The following is a 16,488-nucleotide window of genomic DNA, read 5'->3' on the forward strand; positions in this document are numbered from 1 at the left end:
TTACGGAGCCACACCCTGCCCGGTGAGCCCCGTGGTCTCGGGCAGCCCGAGCGCGATGTTGAGGGACTGCACCGCGCCGCCGGCGGTGCCCTTGGTCAGGTTGTCGATCACCGAGGTGACCACGAGCCGCCCGGCGTGGGGGTCCACCGCGAGCTGCAGCGCGGCGTGGTTGGAGCCCTGCACGGACTTGGTGGACGGCCACTGCCCCTCCGGCAGCACGTGGACGAACGTCTCGTCGCCGTAGGCGTCCTCGTACGCCTGCCGCGCGCGGGCAGCATCCACCCCGGGGCGCAGCACCGCGGTGGCCGTGGTGAGGATCCCGCGCGGCATGGGGGCCAGCGTGGGGGTGAACGAGAGCGTGACGTCCTGCCCCCCGGCCCAGCGCAGCCCCTGCTCGATCTCGGGGGTGTGCCGGTGGCCGCCGCCCACCCCGTAGGGCGACATCCCGCCCATGGTCTCGGCGCCCAGCAGGTGCGGCTTGGCGGACTTCCCGGCGCCCGAGGTTCCCGACGCCGCCACCACCACGATGTCCCGCGGCTCCACCAGCCCGGCCGCGAGCGCCGGAGCCAGCGCGAGCAGGGAGCCCGTGGGGTAGCACCCGGGCACCGCGATCCGCGTGGCGCCGGGCAGCCGTTCACGCTGCCTGCTCCCGCTCGGGTCCACGATCAGCTCGGGCAGCCCGTACGGCCAGGAGCCCGCGTGCCCGCTGCCGTAGAACGTCTCCCACGCCCGGGTGGACTCCAGCCGGTGGTCCGCCGCGGCGTCGACCACCACGGTCCCGGGCGCGAGCTGCTCGGCGACGGCCGCGGACTGGCCGTGCGGCAGTGCGAGGACGACGACGTCGTGCCCGGCGAGGTTCTCGGCGGTGGTCTCCACGACCTCGCGCTCCGCGAGCTCGTGCAGGTGGGGCTGCAGCTCCCCGAGGCGGCGTCCGGCCGAGGAGTGGGCGGTCACGGTGGCGATCTCGATCTCCGGGTGACCGCACAGCAGGCGGAGCACCTCCCCGCCCGCGTAGCCGGTGGCGCCTGAGACAGCTGCGGTGTAGGTCATGGCGACCAGCATAGCGCATGACTATGCATAGCAGTAAATAGTTATTCATGCCGGAGTAGTTCGGCGTTCGCCGGACCCGTGGCTTGCCCGGTCCGGCGTCGAGGGACGAGACTGGGCCGGAGCGGTCGGGCCTCCGCGCCCCTCCCCTGCACGATGAGCACGACGCCGCCCGTGAGCACGGTGCCCAGCGGCGTCGGACCACCCCGCGAAGGAGACCCCCTCATGACCGAGACCACGATGCAGGCCGTCGTCGCCGAACGGGCCGGGGGCCCCGAGGTGCTGCGAGCGCGGGAGGTCCCCGTGCCCACCCCGGGTCCGAGGGAGGTCCTGGTGCGCACCGAGGCCACGGGGGTGAACTTCATCGAGACCTACCAGCGCTCCGGGGTCTACCCCGTGTCCTTCCCCTTCACTCCCGGGGCCGAGGCGTGCGGTGTGGTCGCCGCCGTGGGCGAGCAGGTCACGGAGCTCGCGGTGGGACAGCGCGTGGCCACCGCGGAGGCCACCGCCACCTACGCCGAGCACGTGGTGATCGCCGCGGAGAAGGCCATGCCCGTGCCCGCGCGGATGACCGCGGAGACGGCCGCGGCGCTGCCGCTGCAGGGGCTCACCGCCCACTACCTGGTGCGCTCCACGTTCCCGCTCGAGGCCGGGCACACCGCCGTCGTCACGGCCGCGTCCGGCGGCGTGGGTGGCCTGGCCGTCCAGCTCATGAAGCGGATCGGCGCCACCGTGATCGCCCTGACCTCAACCCCCGAGAAGGCCGCGACCGCGCGCGAGCTCGGGGCGGACCACGTGCTGGGGTACGAGGGCTTCGCCGACCGGGTCCGCGAGCTGACCGGGGGCCGCGGCGCGGACGTGGTCTACGACTCCGTGGGCCGCACGACCTTCGACGAGTCCCTGAGGGCCACGCGCGTGCGCGGCACCACGGTGCTGTTCGGCGGCGCCTCGGGGCAGGTGCCACGGTTCGACCTGCAGCGGCTCAACGCGTGCGGTTCGCTCTACGTGACCCGGCCGTCCCTGGCCCACTACGTGCGGGACGCCGCGGAGCGCAGCTGGCGCTGGGGCGAGCTCGTGGAGGCCGTGGAGGCCGGGGAGCTCTCCGTGCGCGTGGGCGGCAGCTACCCGCTGGCCGACGCCGCCGACGCGCACCGGGATCTCGAGTCCCGGGCCACGCAGGGCAAGCTGGTGCTCGTCCCGTGAACCACGAGGCCCACACCCGGCGTGGGTGGTACCTCGGGGCGTGGGCGGTGCCTCGTGGCGAGGATGGTGCCTCGGGACATGGGTGGCGCGCATCGGCGTGAGCGGTGCCGCAGGGCGTGGGGGCGGACACCCGGCGCGCACGGGTGACGCACGGGAGCCGTGGGCAGCTCACGGCGTGCCGCGCGCGGGGTTCACACCCCGGGGCGCACCCCGCGGTGGACCCGCCGTACGCCCCACACCGTGAGACCGGCGCACAGCAGCGCACCCACACCCCACGCGGCCGCGGCGAGCCGCTGACCCGTGACGGTGGAGTCCGTGACCCCGTCCGTGCCGTAGGCCCCCGGGGCGTCCGTCTCCACGACCCTGAGCGTGCCGTCCTGCACGGCCAGCAGGGCGTCCACCTCGCGGGGGAAGTCACCGTCCTGGACCCCGGACTGCGTGCCCCGGAACGTGATCTGGTCCCCCTCGGCCTTCTTGACGGGGTCGTTAAGCCGGTTGTCGTACGGGTAGCGCTCCACGAGGTCCCCGCCGGGCATGACCCCGGCGTAGATCCCGTTGTAGTCCTGGGTGGTGAGGTCCTTAGTGAGGGTCTGGTAGGTCCCCGAGACCACCATGGTCTCCCCGGCCCAGTCCTGCAGGTGGGAGGCCTTGTCGAAGGACAGTGCGCTCAGCAGCCCGAGCACCACCGTGAGCACCGCGCCCACCAGCACCATGGCCACGATGAGCCAGCCCCGGGACCTCGGGGCGTGCTCGTCCTGCTGCTCGTGGAAGTCGATGAGTTCGTGGGACACGGTGCTCCTTGGAGGTGAGGGTCAGCCGCGGATCTCGGCGCCGTGGGCGGCGCGGGCCGCCGCCACGGCGGCCTCGCGGGCCTCGGAGGCCTCGTCCGCGGTCAGGGTGCGGTCCGGGGCACGGAAGCGCAGGGCGATGGCCACGGACTTCTTCCCCTCGGGGATGCCCGTGCCCTGGTACACGTCGAAGACCTCCGCGGACTCGAGCAGATCCCCCGCGCCGTCGCGGACCGTGGCCAGCAGCGCGGCCGCGGAGACCTCACGGTCCACCACCAGGGCGACGTCCTGCGTGGCGGCGGGGTAGCCCGAGATGGACTGCGCGACCACCACGGGGGCCTCCCGCTCCAGCAGGGCGGTCAGGTCCAGCTCCACGGCGCACGTGCGCTCCGGCAGCCCCTCAGCCGCCACGAGCTTGGGGTGAAGCTCGCCGGCCACCCCGACCACGGTGCCGTCCGCCGTGCGCAGCTGCGCCGTGCGTCCCGGGTGGAACGCCTCGTGGCGGCCCTGGGCCACCTCGAGCTCCAGGCCCATGCTGCGGGCGGCGAGCTCGGCGACGTCGAGGGCGTCCTGCCAGTCCCAGCGGCGCGGCGTGACCCACGGGCCCGCGGCGGCGTCGTGACCGGCGAGCACCGCGGCGAGCTTGCGCGGCTGGGCGGGCACGGCGGCGTGGAGCCGTTCGAGGTCCGGGCCCATGGGACGCACGCCCAGCGGCGGGACCGGCTGCGTGTCCGGGGTGTAGCCCTCGGCGAGGAACACGTGGCCGATCTCGTAGAGCGCCAGGTCGCGGAAGCCGCGGGACTGGTTGCGCTTGAGCACCTCCAGCAGCCCCGGCAGGATGCTGACGCGCAGCAGGGGCTGGGCCTCGCTGATGGGGTTCGCCAGCCTGATCGAGGGCACGTGCGCGCCCTCGGGGCTGCCCCAGAGGTCGTTGTCCGCCTGCGCGACGAACGGGTAGCTGAGCACCTCGGTGAGGCCGGCGGCCGCGAGCGTGGTGGCCACGCGGCGTCGTGCGGCCTGCGAGCGCGTGAAGCCGCGACCCGGAGGCGCCACGGGCAGCCGGTCCGGGATCCGGTCGTAGCCGTCCAGGCGGGCGACCTCCTCGACGAGATCCTCCTTGGCGAGCAGGTCGGGCCGCCACGAGGGCGGGGTCACGGTCCAGCCGTCCGCGGTATCCGTGACCTGCGCGCCGATCGCGGTCAGCGCGCGCTCGACCGCCTCCGGCGAGTAGTCCACGCCCACGCGGGCCGCAGGGTAGCCCGCGGGCAGCTCGACGGGCGTGGGCGGCTGCGTGTGGTCCACGTCCGTGACGCGGCCGGTGTCCGTGGCGCCCGCCAGCTCGACCAGCAAGTCCACCACGCGCTGCGCGGCGACCGGTGCGAGCTGCGGGTCCACACCGCGCTCGTAGCGCTTGGACGCCTCCGAGGGCAGCTTGTGACGCCGCGCGGTGCGGGCGATCGAGACCTCGTCGAAGCGGGCGGCCTCCACGAGGATCCGGGTGGTGGACCCGCTCACCTCGGTGGCGGCGCCACCCATGACACCGGCGAGCCCGACGGCGCCGGACTCGTCCGCGATCACGAGGTCCTCGGTGTCCAGCGTGCGGTTCTTGCCGTCCAGCGTGGTGAGCGTCTCGCCCGCCGTGGCCCGGCGCACGGTGATCCCGCCCTGCAGCGTGTCCGCGTCGTAGGTGTGGATCGGCTGGCCGTACTCGAGCATCACGTAGTTGGAGATGTCCACGGGCAGGCTCACCGAGCGGATGCCCGCCAGGCGCAGCCGGGATGCCAGCCACGGCGGGGTGGGCAGGGACGGGTCCACGCCCTCCACCACGCGCACCGCGAAGCGGTTGGAACCGGCGCGGCCGTGGATGGGAGCGGCGTCGTCGATCGAGACCGGGAAGCCGTCCTGCGTGGGGGCCGGCACGGAGGGGGCCAGCTCGGCCACGGGGTCCGTGAACGGGGCGCGCACGGCGTTGCAGTACTCGCGGGCGATGCCGCGCAACGAGAACGCGTAGCCGCGGTCCGGGGTCACGTTGACCTCGGCGGCGGAGTCGTAGAGGCCCAGCAGCTCCATGGCGTCGGAGCCGATCTCGGGGTCCAGCCCGAGCCGGGAGAGCACGAGGATGCCGTCGTGGTCCTCCCCGATGCCGAGCTCACGCACGGAGGCGATCATGCCCGCGGAGGTGTGGCCGTAGGTCTTGCGCGCGGAGATCCGGAAGTCACCGGGCAGCACGGCACCGGGCAGGGTGACGACCACCTTGTCCCCCACCGAGAAGTTGTGGGCGCCGCAGATGATGCCCTGCACGCCGGAGGGCTCAATGCCCTTGCCGGTGAGCGTCTGCTCCCGGCCCTCGGGCACCACGCGCACGGTGCACCAGTTCACGGTCTTGCCGTTGGAGTGGGTCTCCGGTTCCATGGTGAGCACCTGGCCCACCACGATGGGCCCGGACAGGGAGTCCGTGGGACGGTGGACGTCCTCCTCCTCCAGACCGACCTTCACCAGGGTGGCCAGGACGTCCTCGGCGGTGGCGTCCTCGGGGACGGGCGCGTACTCGCGCAGCCATGACAGGGGAATACGCATGCTCTAGATCTCCATCCCGAAGTGCTCGCTGAAACGGACGTCGCCCTCGACCATGTCGTGCATGTCCGGGACGTTGTTGCGGAACATCAGGGTCCGCTCGATGCCCATGCCGAACGCGAAGCCGGAGTAGCGCTCGGGGTCGATGCCCGCGGCGCGCAGCACGTTGGGGTGCATCATGCCGCAGCCGCCCCACTCGATCCACCGGGGCCCGCCCTTGGCCGTGGGGTGCCACACGTCCAGCTCGGCTGACGGCTCGGTGAAGGGGAAGTAGTTGGGGCGCAGCCGGATGGCGGCCTCCGGCCCGAACATGGTGCGCGCGAAGTGCGTGAGCGTGCCCTTGAGGTCCGCCATGGACAGCCCCTCGTCCACCGCGATGCCCTCCACCTGGTGGAACACGGGGGTGTGCGTGGCGTCCAGCTCGTCCGTGCGGTACGTCTTGCCGGGGCACACCACGTATACGGGCAGCTCCCGCTCCAGCAGCGAGCGCATCTGCACGGGCGAGGTGTGGGTGCGCAGCACCAGGTGCGAGGACGGCGGGTCCACGAAGAACGTGTCCTGCAGCTGGCGCGCCGGGTGGTCCGGCTTGAAGTTCAGGGAGTCGAAGTTGAACCACTCGTGCTCGAGCTCTGGGCCCTCCGCGATCTCCCAGCCCATGCCCACGAAGATGTCCCCGATGCGGTCCATGAGGTTGTTCAGCGGGTGGCGCCCGCCCAGCCGACGACGCCGCGTGGCCGCCGTGACGTCCACGGCCTCCTCCACGAGGATCCGGGCGTCCCGCTCCTCCTCGAGCTCGGCCGTGCGCGCGGCGACCGCCTTGTTCACGCGGCCGCGGGCCTGGCCCACGAGCTTGCCGGCGGTGGCCTTCGCGGTCTTGTCCAGACCGCCGATGGCCCGGTTGGCGAGCGCGAGCGGGGACTTCTCCCCCGCGTGCGCAAGCCGGACGCTCTTGAGCTCGGGCAGATCCGCGGCGGCCCGGATCGCGCTCAGCGCGTCCTCGGCGGCGGCGGTGACGGCCGCCTCGTCGGTGGGGTCCACCGCGGCGGACGGTGTGGTCTCGGACATGGTTTCTCGCGTTCCTGCGCTCGCGGACGGGGTGCTCCGTGTCCCTGGGGCGCGCTCGCCGCGGGACACGGCGGTGCCCGCCGCCGGGGCGAACGGGCACGGTCAGTCTAGTGGATCCGTCCGCGCGTCCTGCCCGCCGGGGACCACGACGCCGCCCGCGGACCCGCCGCTGCCGCGCGCACCGCCGCGGGTGCGGCCGGGGCGAATCCGGTCGGCGCTGGTCCGGCCGGGGGTGGTCCGGCCGGGGGCGGTTCGGGGATGGCCGGTCCGCTCGGGGGTGCGCCAGCCAGGGCTGGTGCGCTCGGCGGTGGTTCGGGCACCTCTGGGATCAGCCGTTCGGCCGGCGGTGGTTCGGGCAGCGCTGAGGTCAGCGGGGCGCGGGCAGCGCCTGGGTAAGTCGTTCAGTCAGCGGTTCGGTCAGGGTTCGTCCGACCGGAGCTCGTCCGACCGGGGCGCGTGCGAGCGGGGGTGCGGAAGAACGCGGTGACCACCGCGCCGAGCACGAGCACCACCACCGGCAGCAGCAGCGAGTGGGACATCGCGAGGGCGAATCCCGGCTGCAGGTGCTCCGGCAGGGCCTGCCCCGAGCCGCCCGCGGCGAGGTCACCGCCTGCCGCCCCGGCCGGCAGGTTCGCCGCCAGCTGGGCCTGCATGAGCACGGCCATCATGGCGCTGCCCACGGCGGCCGAGACCTGCCGGGTGGCGTTGAACACCCCCGAGCCCGCGCCCACGACGTCCGGGGCGAGGTCTGAGGTGGCGGTGAGCGAGACCGGGGACCAGATCATGGCGCTGCCCAGCCCGATCACGAGCGTCAGCGCAGCCAGCAGCCACACGGAGGTCCCGGGGCGCAGGCTCAGGGCGTACGCGGCGAGCCCGGCGGCCATGATCAGCATCCCGGGCAGCGCGATGCTCCGCGGTGCCACCTTGCCCAGCGCCCGGCCCACGAGAGGGGCGAGGACGGCGGAGAGCAGGGACATGGGCGCGTAGCTCAGTGCGGCCACCGTGGGGTTCAGCCCGCGCACGACCTGCAGGTAGAGCATCGCGGGGATGATCATGGAGTTCACGGTGAGGCTCACGGCGGCCATCGCGGCGTTGGCCAGGGTGAAGTTGCGCTGCCGCAACAGGGGCAGGGGCACGAGCGGTTCGGCGGGCGTCACGGCCTGCCACGCGAGGAAGGCCACGAGGATCAGCACGCCGGCGCCGATGACCATGGGAATCGTCACGGGACCCACCACGGTGGACCAGTCGTGGCTCTGGCCCTCCTGGATGCCGAAGACCACGAGGAACAGCCCGAGCCCGGAGAGCACCACACCCACGAGGTCCAGGGAGTGGCTGCGCACGGGCAGCCGGGGCAGGTGCACCGCGGCGCGCCACAGGGCGAAGATCCCCACGGGCACGTTGACCCAGAAGATCCAGCGCCACCCCGCGAGGTCCACCAGGATCCCGCCGAGCAGCGGCCCCACGAGGGTTGCGATCCCCGCCGTGGCACCCCAGATGCCCAGGGCCGTGCCACGGGTGGCCACCGGGAACATCCGGGTGATCACGGTCATCGTCTGCGGGGACATCAGCGCAGCCCCCAGCCCCTGCACCACCCGGGCCACCACGAGGGCCGTGATGTCCTGGGCGAAGCCGCACCACAGGGACGCCCCCGTGAAGACCGCAAGTCCCCACAGGTACACCGTGCGCGGTCCCAGCCGGTCCCCGAGCCGCCCCGTGATGAGCAGCGGCACCGCGTAGGCCAGCAGGTAGCCGCTCGTCACCCACAGCACCCCGGAGATGTCGGTGTGCAGTCCCGCGGTGATCGCGGGGATCGCGGTGGACACGATGGTGGCGTCCACCAGGATCATGAAGAAGCCGAGCACCATGGCCCACAGCGCGTGCCACGCCCGCGGATCGGTGCCGTCCCGGGTCTCGGCGGTCGTGTGGCTCACGCGTGCTCCGTTCGCAGCATCTCCAGCAGTGCGGCCACGATCGGCAGGTCCGCGGGGATCCACGGGAGCGCCAGGATCGCGGCCGGATCGTCCAGCGGCAGCCACCGGACGTCCAGGTGGTCCTGCCCGTCCCGCACGCGCTGCTCCAGCGCGCGCACCGGGGAGGCTGCGGTATGGGGAGCCGGGGTTGAGAGGTGCGGCGCACAGGGGGCCGGGGCGTCCAGAACGTGGGCGTCCGGCGTCGTCGTGTCCGCCGCGGCGCAGACCGACGGCGGCGGCGCGTCCGACAGCGACGGGCCGTCCGACGGTTCGCGCAGCACCGCGGTGAACACCCGCATGACGGCGGAGCCGGTGAGCGGCCAGCCGTGCGGGCCGGGGGCGGGCACCTCGGCCAGCAGGTCCAAGTGAACGCCGAGCTCCTCGCGGCACTCCCGGAGCAGGGCGTCCCGCACACTCTCCCCCGGTTCTTGCTTGCCGCCGGGGAACTCCCACAGCCCGCGCAGGGACTCGGGGTAGGCGCGCTGGGCCGCGAGCACGCGGGTGGGCCACGCCGCGTCGTCCAGCACCGCGGCACCGACCACCCGTGTGCGGGGCTCCTCCGTGCTCACGACGTACCGGGTCCGGTCACGACGCCGCCGGCCCGCCGCTGCGCCCTCGCCGAGGCGTACAGGCAGACGGTGGCCGCGGTGCCCACGTTGAGGGACTCCGCCCGGCCGTACAGGGGCACGGCCACGGGCAGGTCAGCGAGCTCCAGCTCGGCGTCGGAGAGCCCCTGGGCCTCGTTGCCGAACAGCCAGGCCGTGGGCCCGTCCAGGCGCACCTCGTGCTCGGAGTGCGGCGCGGTGCCCGCCCAGTGCAGCAGGGCGGCGTCGGCAAGCTCGTCCACGCTCGCGCGGGCGTGACCGTCCGCGGCGAGCACCTGCACGGAGCGCTCGCGCGCGGCGGCGACGAAGGAGACGAGGTCCACCCCCGTGAGCACGGGGAGGTGGAAGAGGGATCCGGCCGTGGAGCGCACGGCCTTGGGGTTGTACGGGTCCACGCTGCCCTCGGAGAGCACCACGGCATCGGCGCCCGCGGCATCGGCGGCGCGCACCACGGTCCCGGCGTTGCCGGGGTCCTGCACCCGGGCCATGACGCACACCAGGCGCGTGTCCGCGAGCGCGTCCTGCAGCGTGACCTCGGGGATCCGGCACACCGCGAGCATCCCCTGGGGCGTCACGGCGTCCGTCATGGCGCCGAGCACCTCGGGGGTGACCATCCGCAGGAACACGCCCCTCCGGGACTCCAGGGCCTCCAGGTCCGCCGCGATACCCGGGTGGCGTTCGAGCTCCTGGCGCGTGACGTACACGGCGTCCAGGGCGGGTGCCCAGCGGCTGGGCCCCGCGGCGTCGTCGAGCGCGGCCCGCACCGCCTCCCGCACGTTCTGCGGGCCCTCGGCGCGGAACAGGCCGCGCTTGGAACGCGTCGAGCGCCTGGTCAACGCGGCCACGTCCCTCACCCGATCGGCACGGGGATTGGACAGCAGCCGGTCTTCCAGGCGCTCGACGAACGTCACAGCAGCACTCAGGCGGCGGTGCGCGGCGCGGAGGTGTCCTCCGGCAGGGCGTCCTTGGCCACCTGCACCAGGGCCGCGAACGCGTTCTCGTCGCTCACGGCCAGCTCGGCCAGCATGCGACGGTCCACCTCGACCTCAGCGGCCTTGAGGCCCTGGATGAAGCGGTTGTAGGTCAGGCCGTTGGCGCGGGACGCGGCGTTGATGCGCTGGATCCACAGCCGACGGAAATCGCCCTTCTTCTTGCGACGATCGTTGTAGGAGTAGGTGTACGAGTGGAGCATCTGCTCCTTGGCCTTGCGGTACAGCCGCGAACGCTGACCGCGGTAGCCCGACGCCTTCTCCAGAACTTCCCGACGCTTCTTGTGGGCGTTGACTGCCCGCTTCACACGTGCCACGCGTGTACTCCTAACGATCTGGTCCCGGCACTCACCGGAACATCTCTACCGCCGCTCGGGGAGCGGCGAACTTCTGACTGGTCTGCGAGAAGGGCTTACTTGCCCAGCATCCGCTTGATGGCCTTGGCCTCGCCCGGGGTGGAGACGATCTGGTCGCCCGCGAGGCGGCGGGTCAGGCGGGAGGACTTGTGCTCCAGGTAGTGGCGGCGGTTGGCCTGCTGGCGCTTGACCTTGCCCGAGCCGGTGAGCTTGAAGCGCTTCTTGGCTCCGCTGTGGGTCTTCATCTTCGGCATGGTGGCCGTCTCCTTCTACATCGACCGGTGTGGGGCACACCGGTGGGTCGCGGCACGCAGGCCGCGACCACGCTGGTGCCGGGCGATCGCACGCCCGGCGCTGTCAATTCCTGGTGCCGCTACTTGGCGGCGGGGCCGGGCTTGCGCGCACCCGGCTTGGGCGCGGCAGGCTTGCCGGCCGCAGGCTTAGGCGCCGCAGGCTTGCCGGCCGCGGGCTTCGGGGCGGCGGGCTTGTCCGCCGTGCCCTGCTCGGTCGGCGCCGTGGCGGGCTTCTCGGCCGGGGCCTGCTCCGCCGGGGTGGCGGTCTGCTCCTCGGACCCGCTGGCCGGTGCCACGGTGGCCGTGACCTCGTCCTCGGGGGCCAGGGGGGCACTCTCCACGGTCTGGTCCTCGGCGGGCGACGACGCTGCGTCGCGCAGCTCGGCGGGGAACGCGTCCCCGATCGACTGGGTCACCGTCTCGGGCGAGGAGGTGTCCACGCGCTGCTTGCGCTGGTTCTCCGACTTGGACTTATCCCGCTGCTGCTGCTTGCGGGCCTCGGCCCGGGCCTCCGCCTTGTTCTTGAGCGGCCCGATGACCATGACCATGTTGCGTCCGTCCACGCGGGGCGCGGTCTCCACGACACCGACCTCGGCGACGTCTTCCGCGAGCCGCTCGAGCAGGCGCACACCCATCGCGGGGCGCTGCTGCTCACGGCCGCGGAACTGGATCATGGCCTTGACCTTGTCACCCGCGGAGAGGAACCGCTTGGCGTGGCCCACCTTGGTCTCGTAGTCGTGCGTGTCGATCTTCAGACGGAAACGCACTTCCTTGAGCACCGTGTTGGCCTGGTTCTTGCGGGACTCACGGGCCTTGACCGCGGCTTCGTACTTGTACTTGCCGAAGTCCATGAGCTTGGCCACGGGAGGCTTGGCGTTCGGGGCGACCTCGACCAGATCGAGATCCGATTCACGGGCTAGCCGCAGCGCGTCCTGAACGCGCACGATGCCGACCTGCTCGCCGCCAGGTCCGACGAGACGGACTTCCGGGACACGGATTCTGTCATTGATACGTGGATCGCTAATGCCAATCTCCTGAGTTCGTGGGTTTCCCCGTGGGTGGGACTGCCACCGCAACGAAAAAACCTCCGCTGCGGCACGCGCGAGCGGAGGTCAGGGACCACACGAGGACCGCACTGCACGTCCCCCACCGTGGGTGGAGGACCGGTCCGGTCCGGTACCCGGTCGCCTGGGATTCCCGGTCGGGACCGGGAACGGCGGCGGGTGGGAGTTGCCTCCGCTTGCACACTGCCAGCCATCATAGCGCACGGGGGCGGTACCCGGCCACTCCTCCGCCGGTCCTCCGGGAGCACGGGGCGGGACGCGCCGGGGGCGGGTGCCCTGTTCTACAGTGGGTCCATGTCCGAGCAACCGCGCCCCGAGCGCTTCGAATTCGCCGCCAACCCGTCAGCCGGAACCACCGAGCAGGCCCCCGCCGCCGACGCCACGGGCCTCCCGCCGGAGGCGCTGGAGGAGGTCGGGCACCAGATGCGGGACATCGCCGAGGTTCCAGCCGTGGAGGTCATCACCACGGCCGCGGTGCACCTGATGAGTGCCGCGGCGGTCAAGTGCGGGCTCGCCGCGGAGGAGGACGCCGAGGAGCTCAAGGACCTCGACGAGGCCCGCAAGCTCATCACCGCCCTCGCCGGTTTCGTCACGGCGGCCGCACCCGAGATCGGGTCCCAGCACGCGGGACCGCTGCGCGACGGGCTCAAGTCCCTGCAGCTGGCCTTCCGCGAGGCGTCCCCGTTCCCCGATGCCCCCGGTGCCGGCCCGGGCGAGAAGTTCACCGGCCCCGTCTACGGCTGAGCCGGATCCCCGGTCCTGCGGCCCCCGGTCCTGCCGGGGGCCGCAGTCATTGGCGCGGCGGGACGGCAGCCGGAAGGTGACGGCGTTCTCGGGGCGTGAATTCTCCTCGACGGAGTCGGAGATGACCTGGTCGGGTGGATCGGCGCTGTCGCCGTCGAGGCCGCGCGGGTCGGCCCCGCTCGGCCGAGAGCCGGGTGTTCCCCGGTGGTCGCCGGCTGAGGATCAGCACGGCGCACGGGGCCCTCGGGCACGCACGTCCCGCGCAGCGGTTCCTGCGCTCAGGAGGTCAGCCGCAGCTGGACCGAGTCCACGCTCTCGGCCATGATCTGCTCCGCGGCCAGTGCCTCCTGGAAGCCCTGCACGGCAGCGGCCACCTCGGTCTCGGGCAACCCGGGCCGCAGCTGCAGGGACACGGTGAGCTCCGGGCCCTCTCCCCCGCCGCGCAGCACCGCGGCGTCACCCCGCACGGCGTCGACGCCCCTGCCGGGGCCCGCGAGCGCCGAGACGATGCCGGGGACCCCCACGGCGGCGCGGGTCACGGCGTCGTCCACCGCGAAGTCCCGGTACGACGGCGTCCACTCACGCCCCTGCGCGAGCGCCCACAGCGCGGGGCGCCGCACCACGAACGCCGGGTCCGACGCCGGGTCCACCACGAGCAGCGACGAGCCGTCCTGCACCGCGGACAGTGCGGCCCTGCGCAGCTCCGTGGCCACCGGACGGGCCTCGCCGTTCCACGCGCTCAGCGCCCGGGTGGAGGTGAACACGGGAAGCGCCTGACGGCCGTCGGAGGCCTGCAGGCTCACGAGCGCCATGTCCGCCTCCTTGTCCGGGACGAGCCCGTCCCGCGTGATGTGGGACCGGGAGACCTGCGCCACGATGGGGACGAACACCCGCACCCCGGGAAGTGCGGCCACGACGTCCTGCTCCCCCGCCCGACCCGCACGCCACGCGTCGAGCGCGGCGGCCAGGTCCGGATCGGCAGTCCCGGGGTCGTCGGGGAACTGGTGCGTGTGGCTCGTGCCCTCACCGAGGTTGCGGCCCTCCCACGCCTGACCACCCGTGTCCGTGGGGCCGCCGGCCGAGCGCAGCTGGGCGGCGATGTGCGGAGGAAGGGGGCGGGCGGCGTCGTCAGGCACCGGGGCGACCCGCGACGTCGAGCGCCTGCGCGAGCGTGAACCTGCCCGCGTACAGGGCCTTGCCCACGATGGCGCCCTCCACACCGGAGGGAACCAGCTCGCGCAGGGCCGCGATGTCCTCCAGCGAGGAGATCCCGCCGGAGGCCACCACGGGCTTGTCCGTGCGGCGGGCCACCTCCGCGAGCAGCTCGGTGTTGGGCCCGCGCAGCGTGCCGTCCTTGGTGACGTCCGTGACCACATAGCGCGCGCAGCCGTCCGCCTCGAGGCGCTCCAGAACCTCCCACAGGTCCCCGCCCTCCTCGGTCCAGCCGCGCGCGGCGAGCGTGGTGCCCCGCACGTCCAGTCCCACGGCGATGAGGTCCCCGTGCTCGGCGATCACGCGGTGGGTCCACTGCGGGTTCTCCAACGCGGCCGTGCCCAGGTTGATGCGGGCCGGGCGCAGGGACAGCACGCGCTCCAGGGACTCGTCGTCACGGATCCCGCCGGACATCTCGATCTTCAGGTCCAGGTTCTCGGCCACGTGGCGCAGCACCTCGATGTTGTCCCCGCGCCCGAACGCGGCGTCCAGGTCCACCAGGTGCAGCCACTCGGCGCCCGCGTCCTGCCACGCACGCGCGGCCTCCAGCGGATCGCCGTAGCCCGTCTCGGAGCCCGCCTCGCCCTGGACGAGTCGGACGGCCTGTCCGCCCTGGACGTCCACGGCGGGCAGCAGCTCGAGCCGACGGTCGGTGTTCTCTGTCATGGGTCTCCTCACGTGGGCGCCGGGTGGCGCGGTTCTGGGTGTTGGCCCGCGGCGGGGCGGGGTCAGGTCCCGGTCGGGACCGCGTGCGGCGTCGGCGGTGGCACGGCGCCGCGGCCCGGAGGTGGTGCAGCGTGCGGTGCGCCCGACGTCGACGCGACGCGCACGTCGGTCCGGGGCGCGCTCACACGCTCGTGAACCACGAGTAGCCGCCGTAGCCGATCAACGCCGCGGCAACGAGCCCCAGCAGCACCACGGACCACAGCGGTTTGCGCTGCTGGGCGAACGAGATGGCGCCGCCCACGAAGAACGCGCCCGCCACCAGGACCAGGACCGAGGCGGTCATGCGGTCACCTCCGTCCCGGGCTCGGGGACCCTGTCGTCGAGCCTGCCCGTGCGGGGCAGGGTGGAGAGCCAGTTGCGCAGCAGGGCGATCCCCGCGTGCGAGGACTTCTCCGGGTGGAACTGTGTGGCGCTCAGGGGGCCGTTCTCCACGGCGGCCACGAAGGGGGCGCCGTGCTCGGACCACGTGACCGCGGGCGGGGTCATCACCGGGATGCTCTGGTCGAACTCCCACTGCTGCACCCCGTAGGAGTGCACGAAGTAGAACCGCTCGTCCTGCAGACCACGGAAGAGCACCGAGTCCTGCGGGGCCCGCACCGTGTTCCACCCCATGTGGGGCACCACGGGTGCGTCGAGCCGCTCCACGGTGCCCGGCCACTGGCCGAGCCCCTCGGTCTGCTCCCCGTGCTCCACACCGCGCTCGAACATCACCTGCAGACCCACGCAGATGCCCAGGACCGGACGACCCCCACTGATCCGCCGGTCGATCAGCCGCGGTGCGTCCACGGCCCGCAGCCCCTGCATGACGGCCCCGAACGCGCCGACGCCGGGCACCACGAGCCCGTCCGCGTCCAGGACGTCCCGGGGGTCCGCGCTGAGCCGCACCCGCGCCCCGGCCGCTTCCAGGGCCCGGACCGCGGAGCGCACGTTGCCCGCCCCGTAGTCGAGCACGACGACGCTCGGTGCGTCCTGCGCGCCGTCGCCCTCCCGCGCGGGGGCCGGTGCCGCGCTCACAGCGCGCCCTTGGTGGAGGGAATGGCATCCGCCATCCGGGGGTCCGGCTCCACAGCCTCGCGCAGCGCACGGGCCAGGGCCTTGAACTGCGCCTCCACGATGTGGTGCGGGTCCCGGCCGCGGACCACGTCCATGTGCAGGCACAGCTGGGCGTGGTGGGCGAGGGACTCGAGCACGTGACGGGTCATGGAGCCCGTGAAGTGCCCCCCGATCAGGTGGTACTGCTGACCCTCCGGCTCCCCCGTGTGCACCACGTAGGGACGCCCGGAGACGTCCACGACGGCCGAGGCCAGTGCCTCGTCCAGTGGCACCACGGCCTGGCCGAAGCGCCGGATGCCGCGCTTGTCCCCGAGCGCCTCACGCAGGGCCTCTCCCAGCACGATGGCGGTGTCCTCCACGGTGTGGTGGACGTCGATGTGGGTGTCGCCGTGGGCGTGAACGTCCAGGTCGATCAAGGAGTGCTTGGACAGGGCCGTGAGCATGTGGTCGTAGAAGGGCACCGTGGTCTCGATGTGCGAGACCCCGGTGCCGTCCAGGTTCAGGCTCACCCGCACCGAAGACTCGCTCGTGACGCGCTCCACCGTGGCGGTGCGCGGCGCGGGGGATGCCGGTGCGGCCGTGAACTGTGTGCCGGTATCGCTCATCTGTGGTGCTGACTCCTCGTGGTGGGTGGTGTCCCGCGGGTGGCCCGCCCCCGCGAGCTGCTGCTCTCGGCGCAGGGCGCGGCTGCCGCTCGTGGCCCGGGATGTTCGAGCCGACGGTCGGGGGCGGTGACCTCGCGGAACGGACGGCCCGGGACCGTTCCAGTCTAGGACGCCCGGGCGGACGCTCTGCGGAC

At 73.2% G+C, this 16,488-nt stretch carries 17 protein-coding genes; 2 read left to right on the plus strand and 15 right to left on the minus strand.

All coding sequences use genetic code 11. The features are described 5' to 3' along the window. Nucleotides 1-1,050 (minus strand): N-acetyl-gamma-glutamyl-phosphate reductase, encoded by a 1,050-nt coding sequence (gene argC / locus DNL27_RS08385; RefSeq protein WP_112235801.1) that lies wholly within the window; start codon nucleotides 1,048-1,050, stop codon nucleotides 1-3. A 222-nt stretch (nucleotides 1,051-1,272) separates the two neighbouring features. On the opposite strand from argC, the gene DNL27_RS08390 reads away from it, so the two are divergent. Beyond that, nucleotides 1,273-2,250, plus strand: a complete 978-nt coding sequence (locus tag DNL27_RS08390; protein WP_112235260.1) for a quinone oxidoreductase — start codon at nucleotides 1,273-1,275, stop codon at nucleotides 2,248-2,250. A gap of 191 nt (nucleotides 2,251-2,441) precedes the next feature. On the opposite strand, the gene DNL27_RS08395 is transcribed toward DNL27_RS08390, so the two are convergent. From DNL27_RS08395 to infC, 9 genes are all read right to left on the minus strand, one after another. Next, nucleotides 2,442-3,041 carry a hypothetical protein gene (locus DNL27_RS08395; RefSeq protein WP_112235261.1) on the minus strand — a complete coding sequence of 200 codons (600 nt, stop codon included), beginning with the start codon at nucleotides 3,039-3,041 and terminating at the stop codon, nucleotides 2,442-2,444. 21 nt (nucleotides 3,042-3,062) lie between these two features. Continuing rightward, nucleotides 3,063-5,615: a phenylalanine--tRNA ligase subunit beta gene (pheT, locus tag DNL27_RS08400; RefSeq protein WP_112235262.1), complete on the minus strand. Its 2,553-nt coding sequence runs from the start codon at nucleotides 5,613-5,615 to the stop codon at nucleotides 3,063-3,065. 3 nt (nucleotides 5,616-5,618) lie between these two features. After that, nucleotides 5,619-6,677, minus strand: a complete 1,059-nt coding sequence (gene pheS, locus DNL27_RS08405) for a phenylalanine--tRNA ligase subunit alpha (RefSeq protein ID WP_012398629.1) — start codon at nucleotides 6,675-6,677, stop codon at nucleotides 5,619-5,621. Nucleotides 6,678-7,078: 401 nt separating this feature from the next. Then, nucleotides 7,079-8,608, minus strand: coding sequence for a DHA2 family efflux MFS transporter permease subunit (locus tag DNL27_RS08415; protein WP_112235264.1), 1,530 nt, complete (start codon nucleotides 8,606-8,608; stop codon nucleotides 7,079-7,081). After that, a complete protein-coding gene (locus tag DNL27_RS08420) occupies nucleotides 8,605-9,216 on the minus strand; it encodes an NUDIX domain-containing protein (protein WP_012398631.1) in 612 nt (203 codons plus the stop codon). The genes DNL27_RS08415 and DNL27_RS08420 overlap by 4 nt, the downstream gene beginning before the upstream one ends. Then, nucleotides 9,213-10,163, minus strand: coding sequence for an RNA methyltransferase (locus DNL27_RS08425; RefSeq protein WP_112235265.1), 951 nt, complete (start codon nucleotides 10,161-10,163; stop codon nucleotides 9,213-9,215). The genes DNL27_RS08420 and DNL27_RS08425 overlap by 4 nt, the downstream gene beginning before the upstream one ends. An 8-nt stretch (nucleotides 10,164-10,171) precedes the next feature. Then, nucleotides 10,172-10,558 carry a 50S ribosomal protein L20 gene (rplT, locus tag DNL27_RS08430; RefSeq protein WP_012398633.1) on the minus strand — a complete coding sequence of 129 codons (387 nt, stop codon included), beginning with the start codon at nucleotides 10,556-10,558 and terminating at the stop codon, nucleotides 10,172-10,174. Between the two features lie 95 nt (nucleotides 10,559-10,653). Next, nucleotides 10,654-10,851 carry a 50S ribosomal protein L35 gene (rpmI, locus tag DNL27_RS08435; protein WP_012398634.1) on the minus strand — a complete coding sequence of 66 codons (198 nt, stop codon included), beginning with the start codon at nucleotides 10,849-10,851 and terminating at the stop codon, nucleotides 10,654-10,656. 119 nt (nucleotides 10,852-10,970) lie between these two features. Beyond that, nucleotides 10,971-11,966, minus strand: coding sequence for a translation initiation factor IF-3 (infC, locus tag DNL27_RS08440; protein ID WP_105590506.1), 996 nt, complete (start codon nucleotides 11,964-11,966; stop codon nucleotides 10,971-10,973). A 282-nt stretch (nucleotides 11,967-12,248) separates the two neighbouring features. Between infC and DNL27_RS08445 the strand changes: the two genes are divergently transcribed. Further along, nucleotides 12,249-12,698, plus strand: coding sequence for a DUF1844 domain-containing protein (locus tag DNL27_RS08445; RefSeq protein ID WP_058955854.1), 450 nt, complete (start codon nucleotides 12,249-12,251; stop codon nucleotides 12,696-12,698). A gap of 278 nt (nucleotides 12,699-12,976) precedes the next feature. On the opposite strand, the gene DNL27_RS08450 is transcribed toward DNL27_RS08445, so the two are convergent. The 5 genes from DNL27_RS08450 to hisB all read right to left on the minus strand — a co-directional run bounded on the left by DNL27_RS08450 (nucleotide 12,977) and on the right by hisB (nucleotide 16,294). Next, nucleotides 12,977-13,834, minus strand: a complete 858-nt coding sequence (locus tag DNL27_RS08450; RefSeq protein ID WP_112235266.1) for an SseB family protein — start codon at nucleotides 13,832-13,834, stop codon at nucleotides 12,977-12,979. Continuing rightward, nucleotides 13,827-14,576, minus strand: a complete 750-nt coding sequence (gene priA / locus DNL27_RS08455) for a bifunctional 1-(5-phosphoribosyl)-5-((5-phosphoribosylamino)methylideneamino)imidazole-4-carboxamide isomerase/phosphoribosylanthranilate isomerase PriA (protein WP_012398638.1) — start codon at nucleotides 14,574-14,576, stop codon at nucleotides 13,827-13,829. Before priA ends, DNL27_RS08450 begins: the two co-directional genes overlap by 8 nt. 181 nt (nucleotides 14,577-14,757) lie before the next feature. Next, on the minus strand, nucleotides 14,758-14,919 hold the full coding sequence (locus tag DNL27_RS12265; RefSeq protein WP_186320784.1) for a hypothetical protein: 162 nt from the start codon (nucleotides 14,917-14,919) through the stop codon (nucleotides 14,758-14,760). Next, nucleotides 14,916-15,650 (minus strand): imidazole glycerol phosphate synthase subunit HisH, encoded by a 735-nt coding sequence (hisH, locus tag DNL27_RS08460; protein ID WP_112235267.1) that lies wholly within the window; start codon nucleotides 15,648-15,650, stop codon nucleotides 14,916-14,918. Before hisH ends, DNL27_RS12265 begins: the two co-directional genes overlap by 4 nt. Beyond that, the gene (gene hisB / locus DNL27_RS08465; RefSeq protein WP_012398641.1) at nucleotides 15,647-16,294 is read right to left on the minus strand and encodes an imidazoleglycerol-phosphate dehydratase HisB; all 648 of its coding nucleotides are present in this window, start codon (nucleotides 16,292-16,294) and stop codon (nucleotides 15,647-15,649) included. The genes hisH and hisB overlap by 4 nt, the downstream gene beginning before the upstream one ends. Nucleotides 16,295-16,488 lie beyond the last annotated feature (194 nt).

This window comes from Kocuria sp. BT304 (genome assembly GCF_003290245.1).
GTDB classification, from domain to species: domain Bacteria; phylum Actinomycetota; class Actinomycetes; order Actinomycetales; family Micrococcaceae; genus Kocuria; species Kocuria rhizophila_A.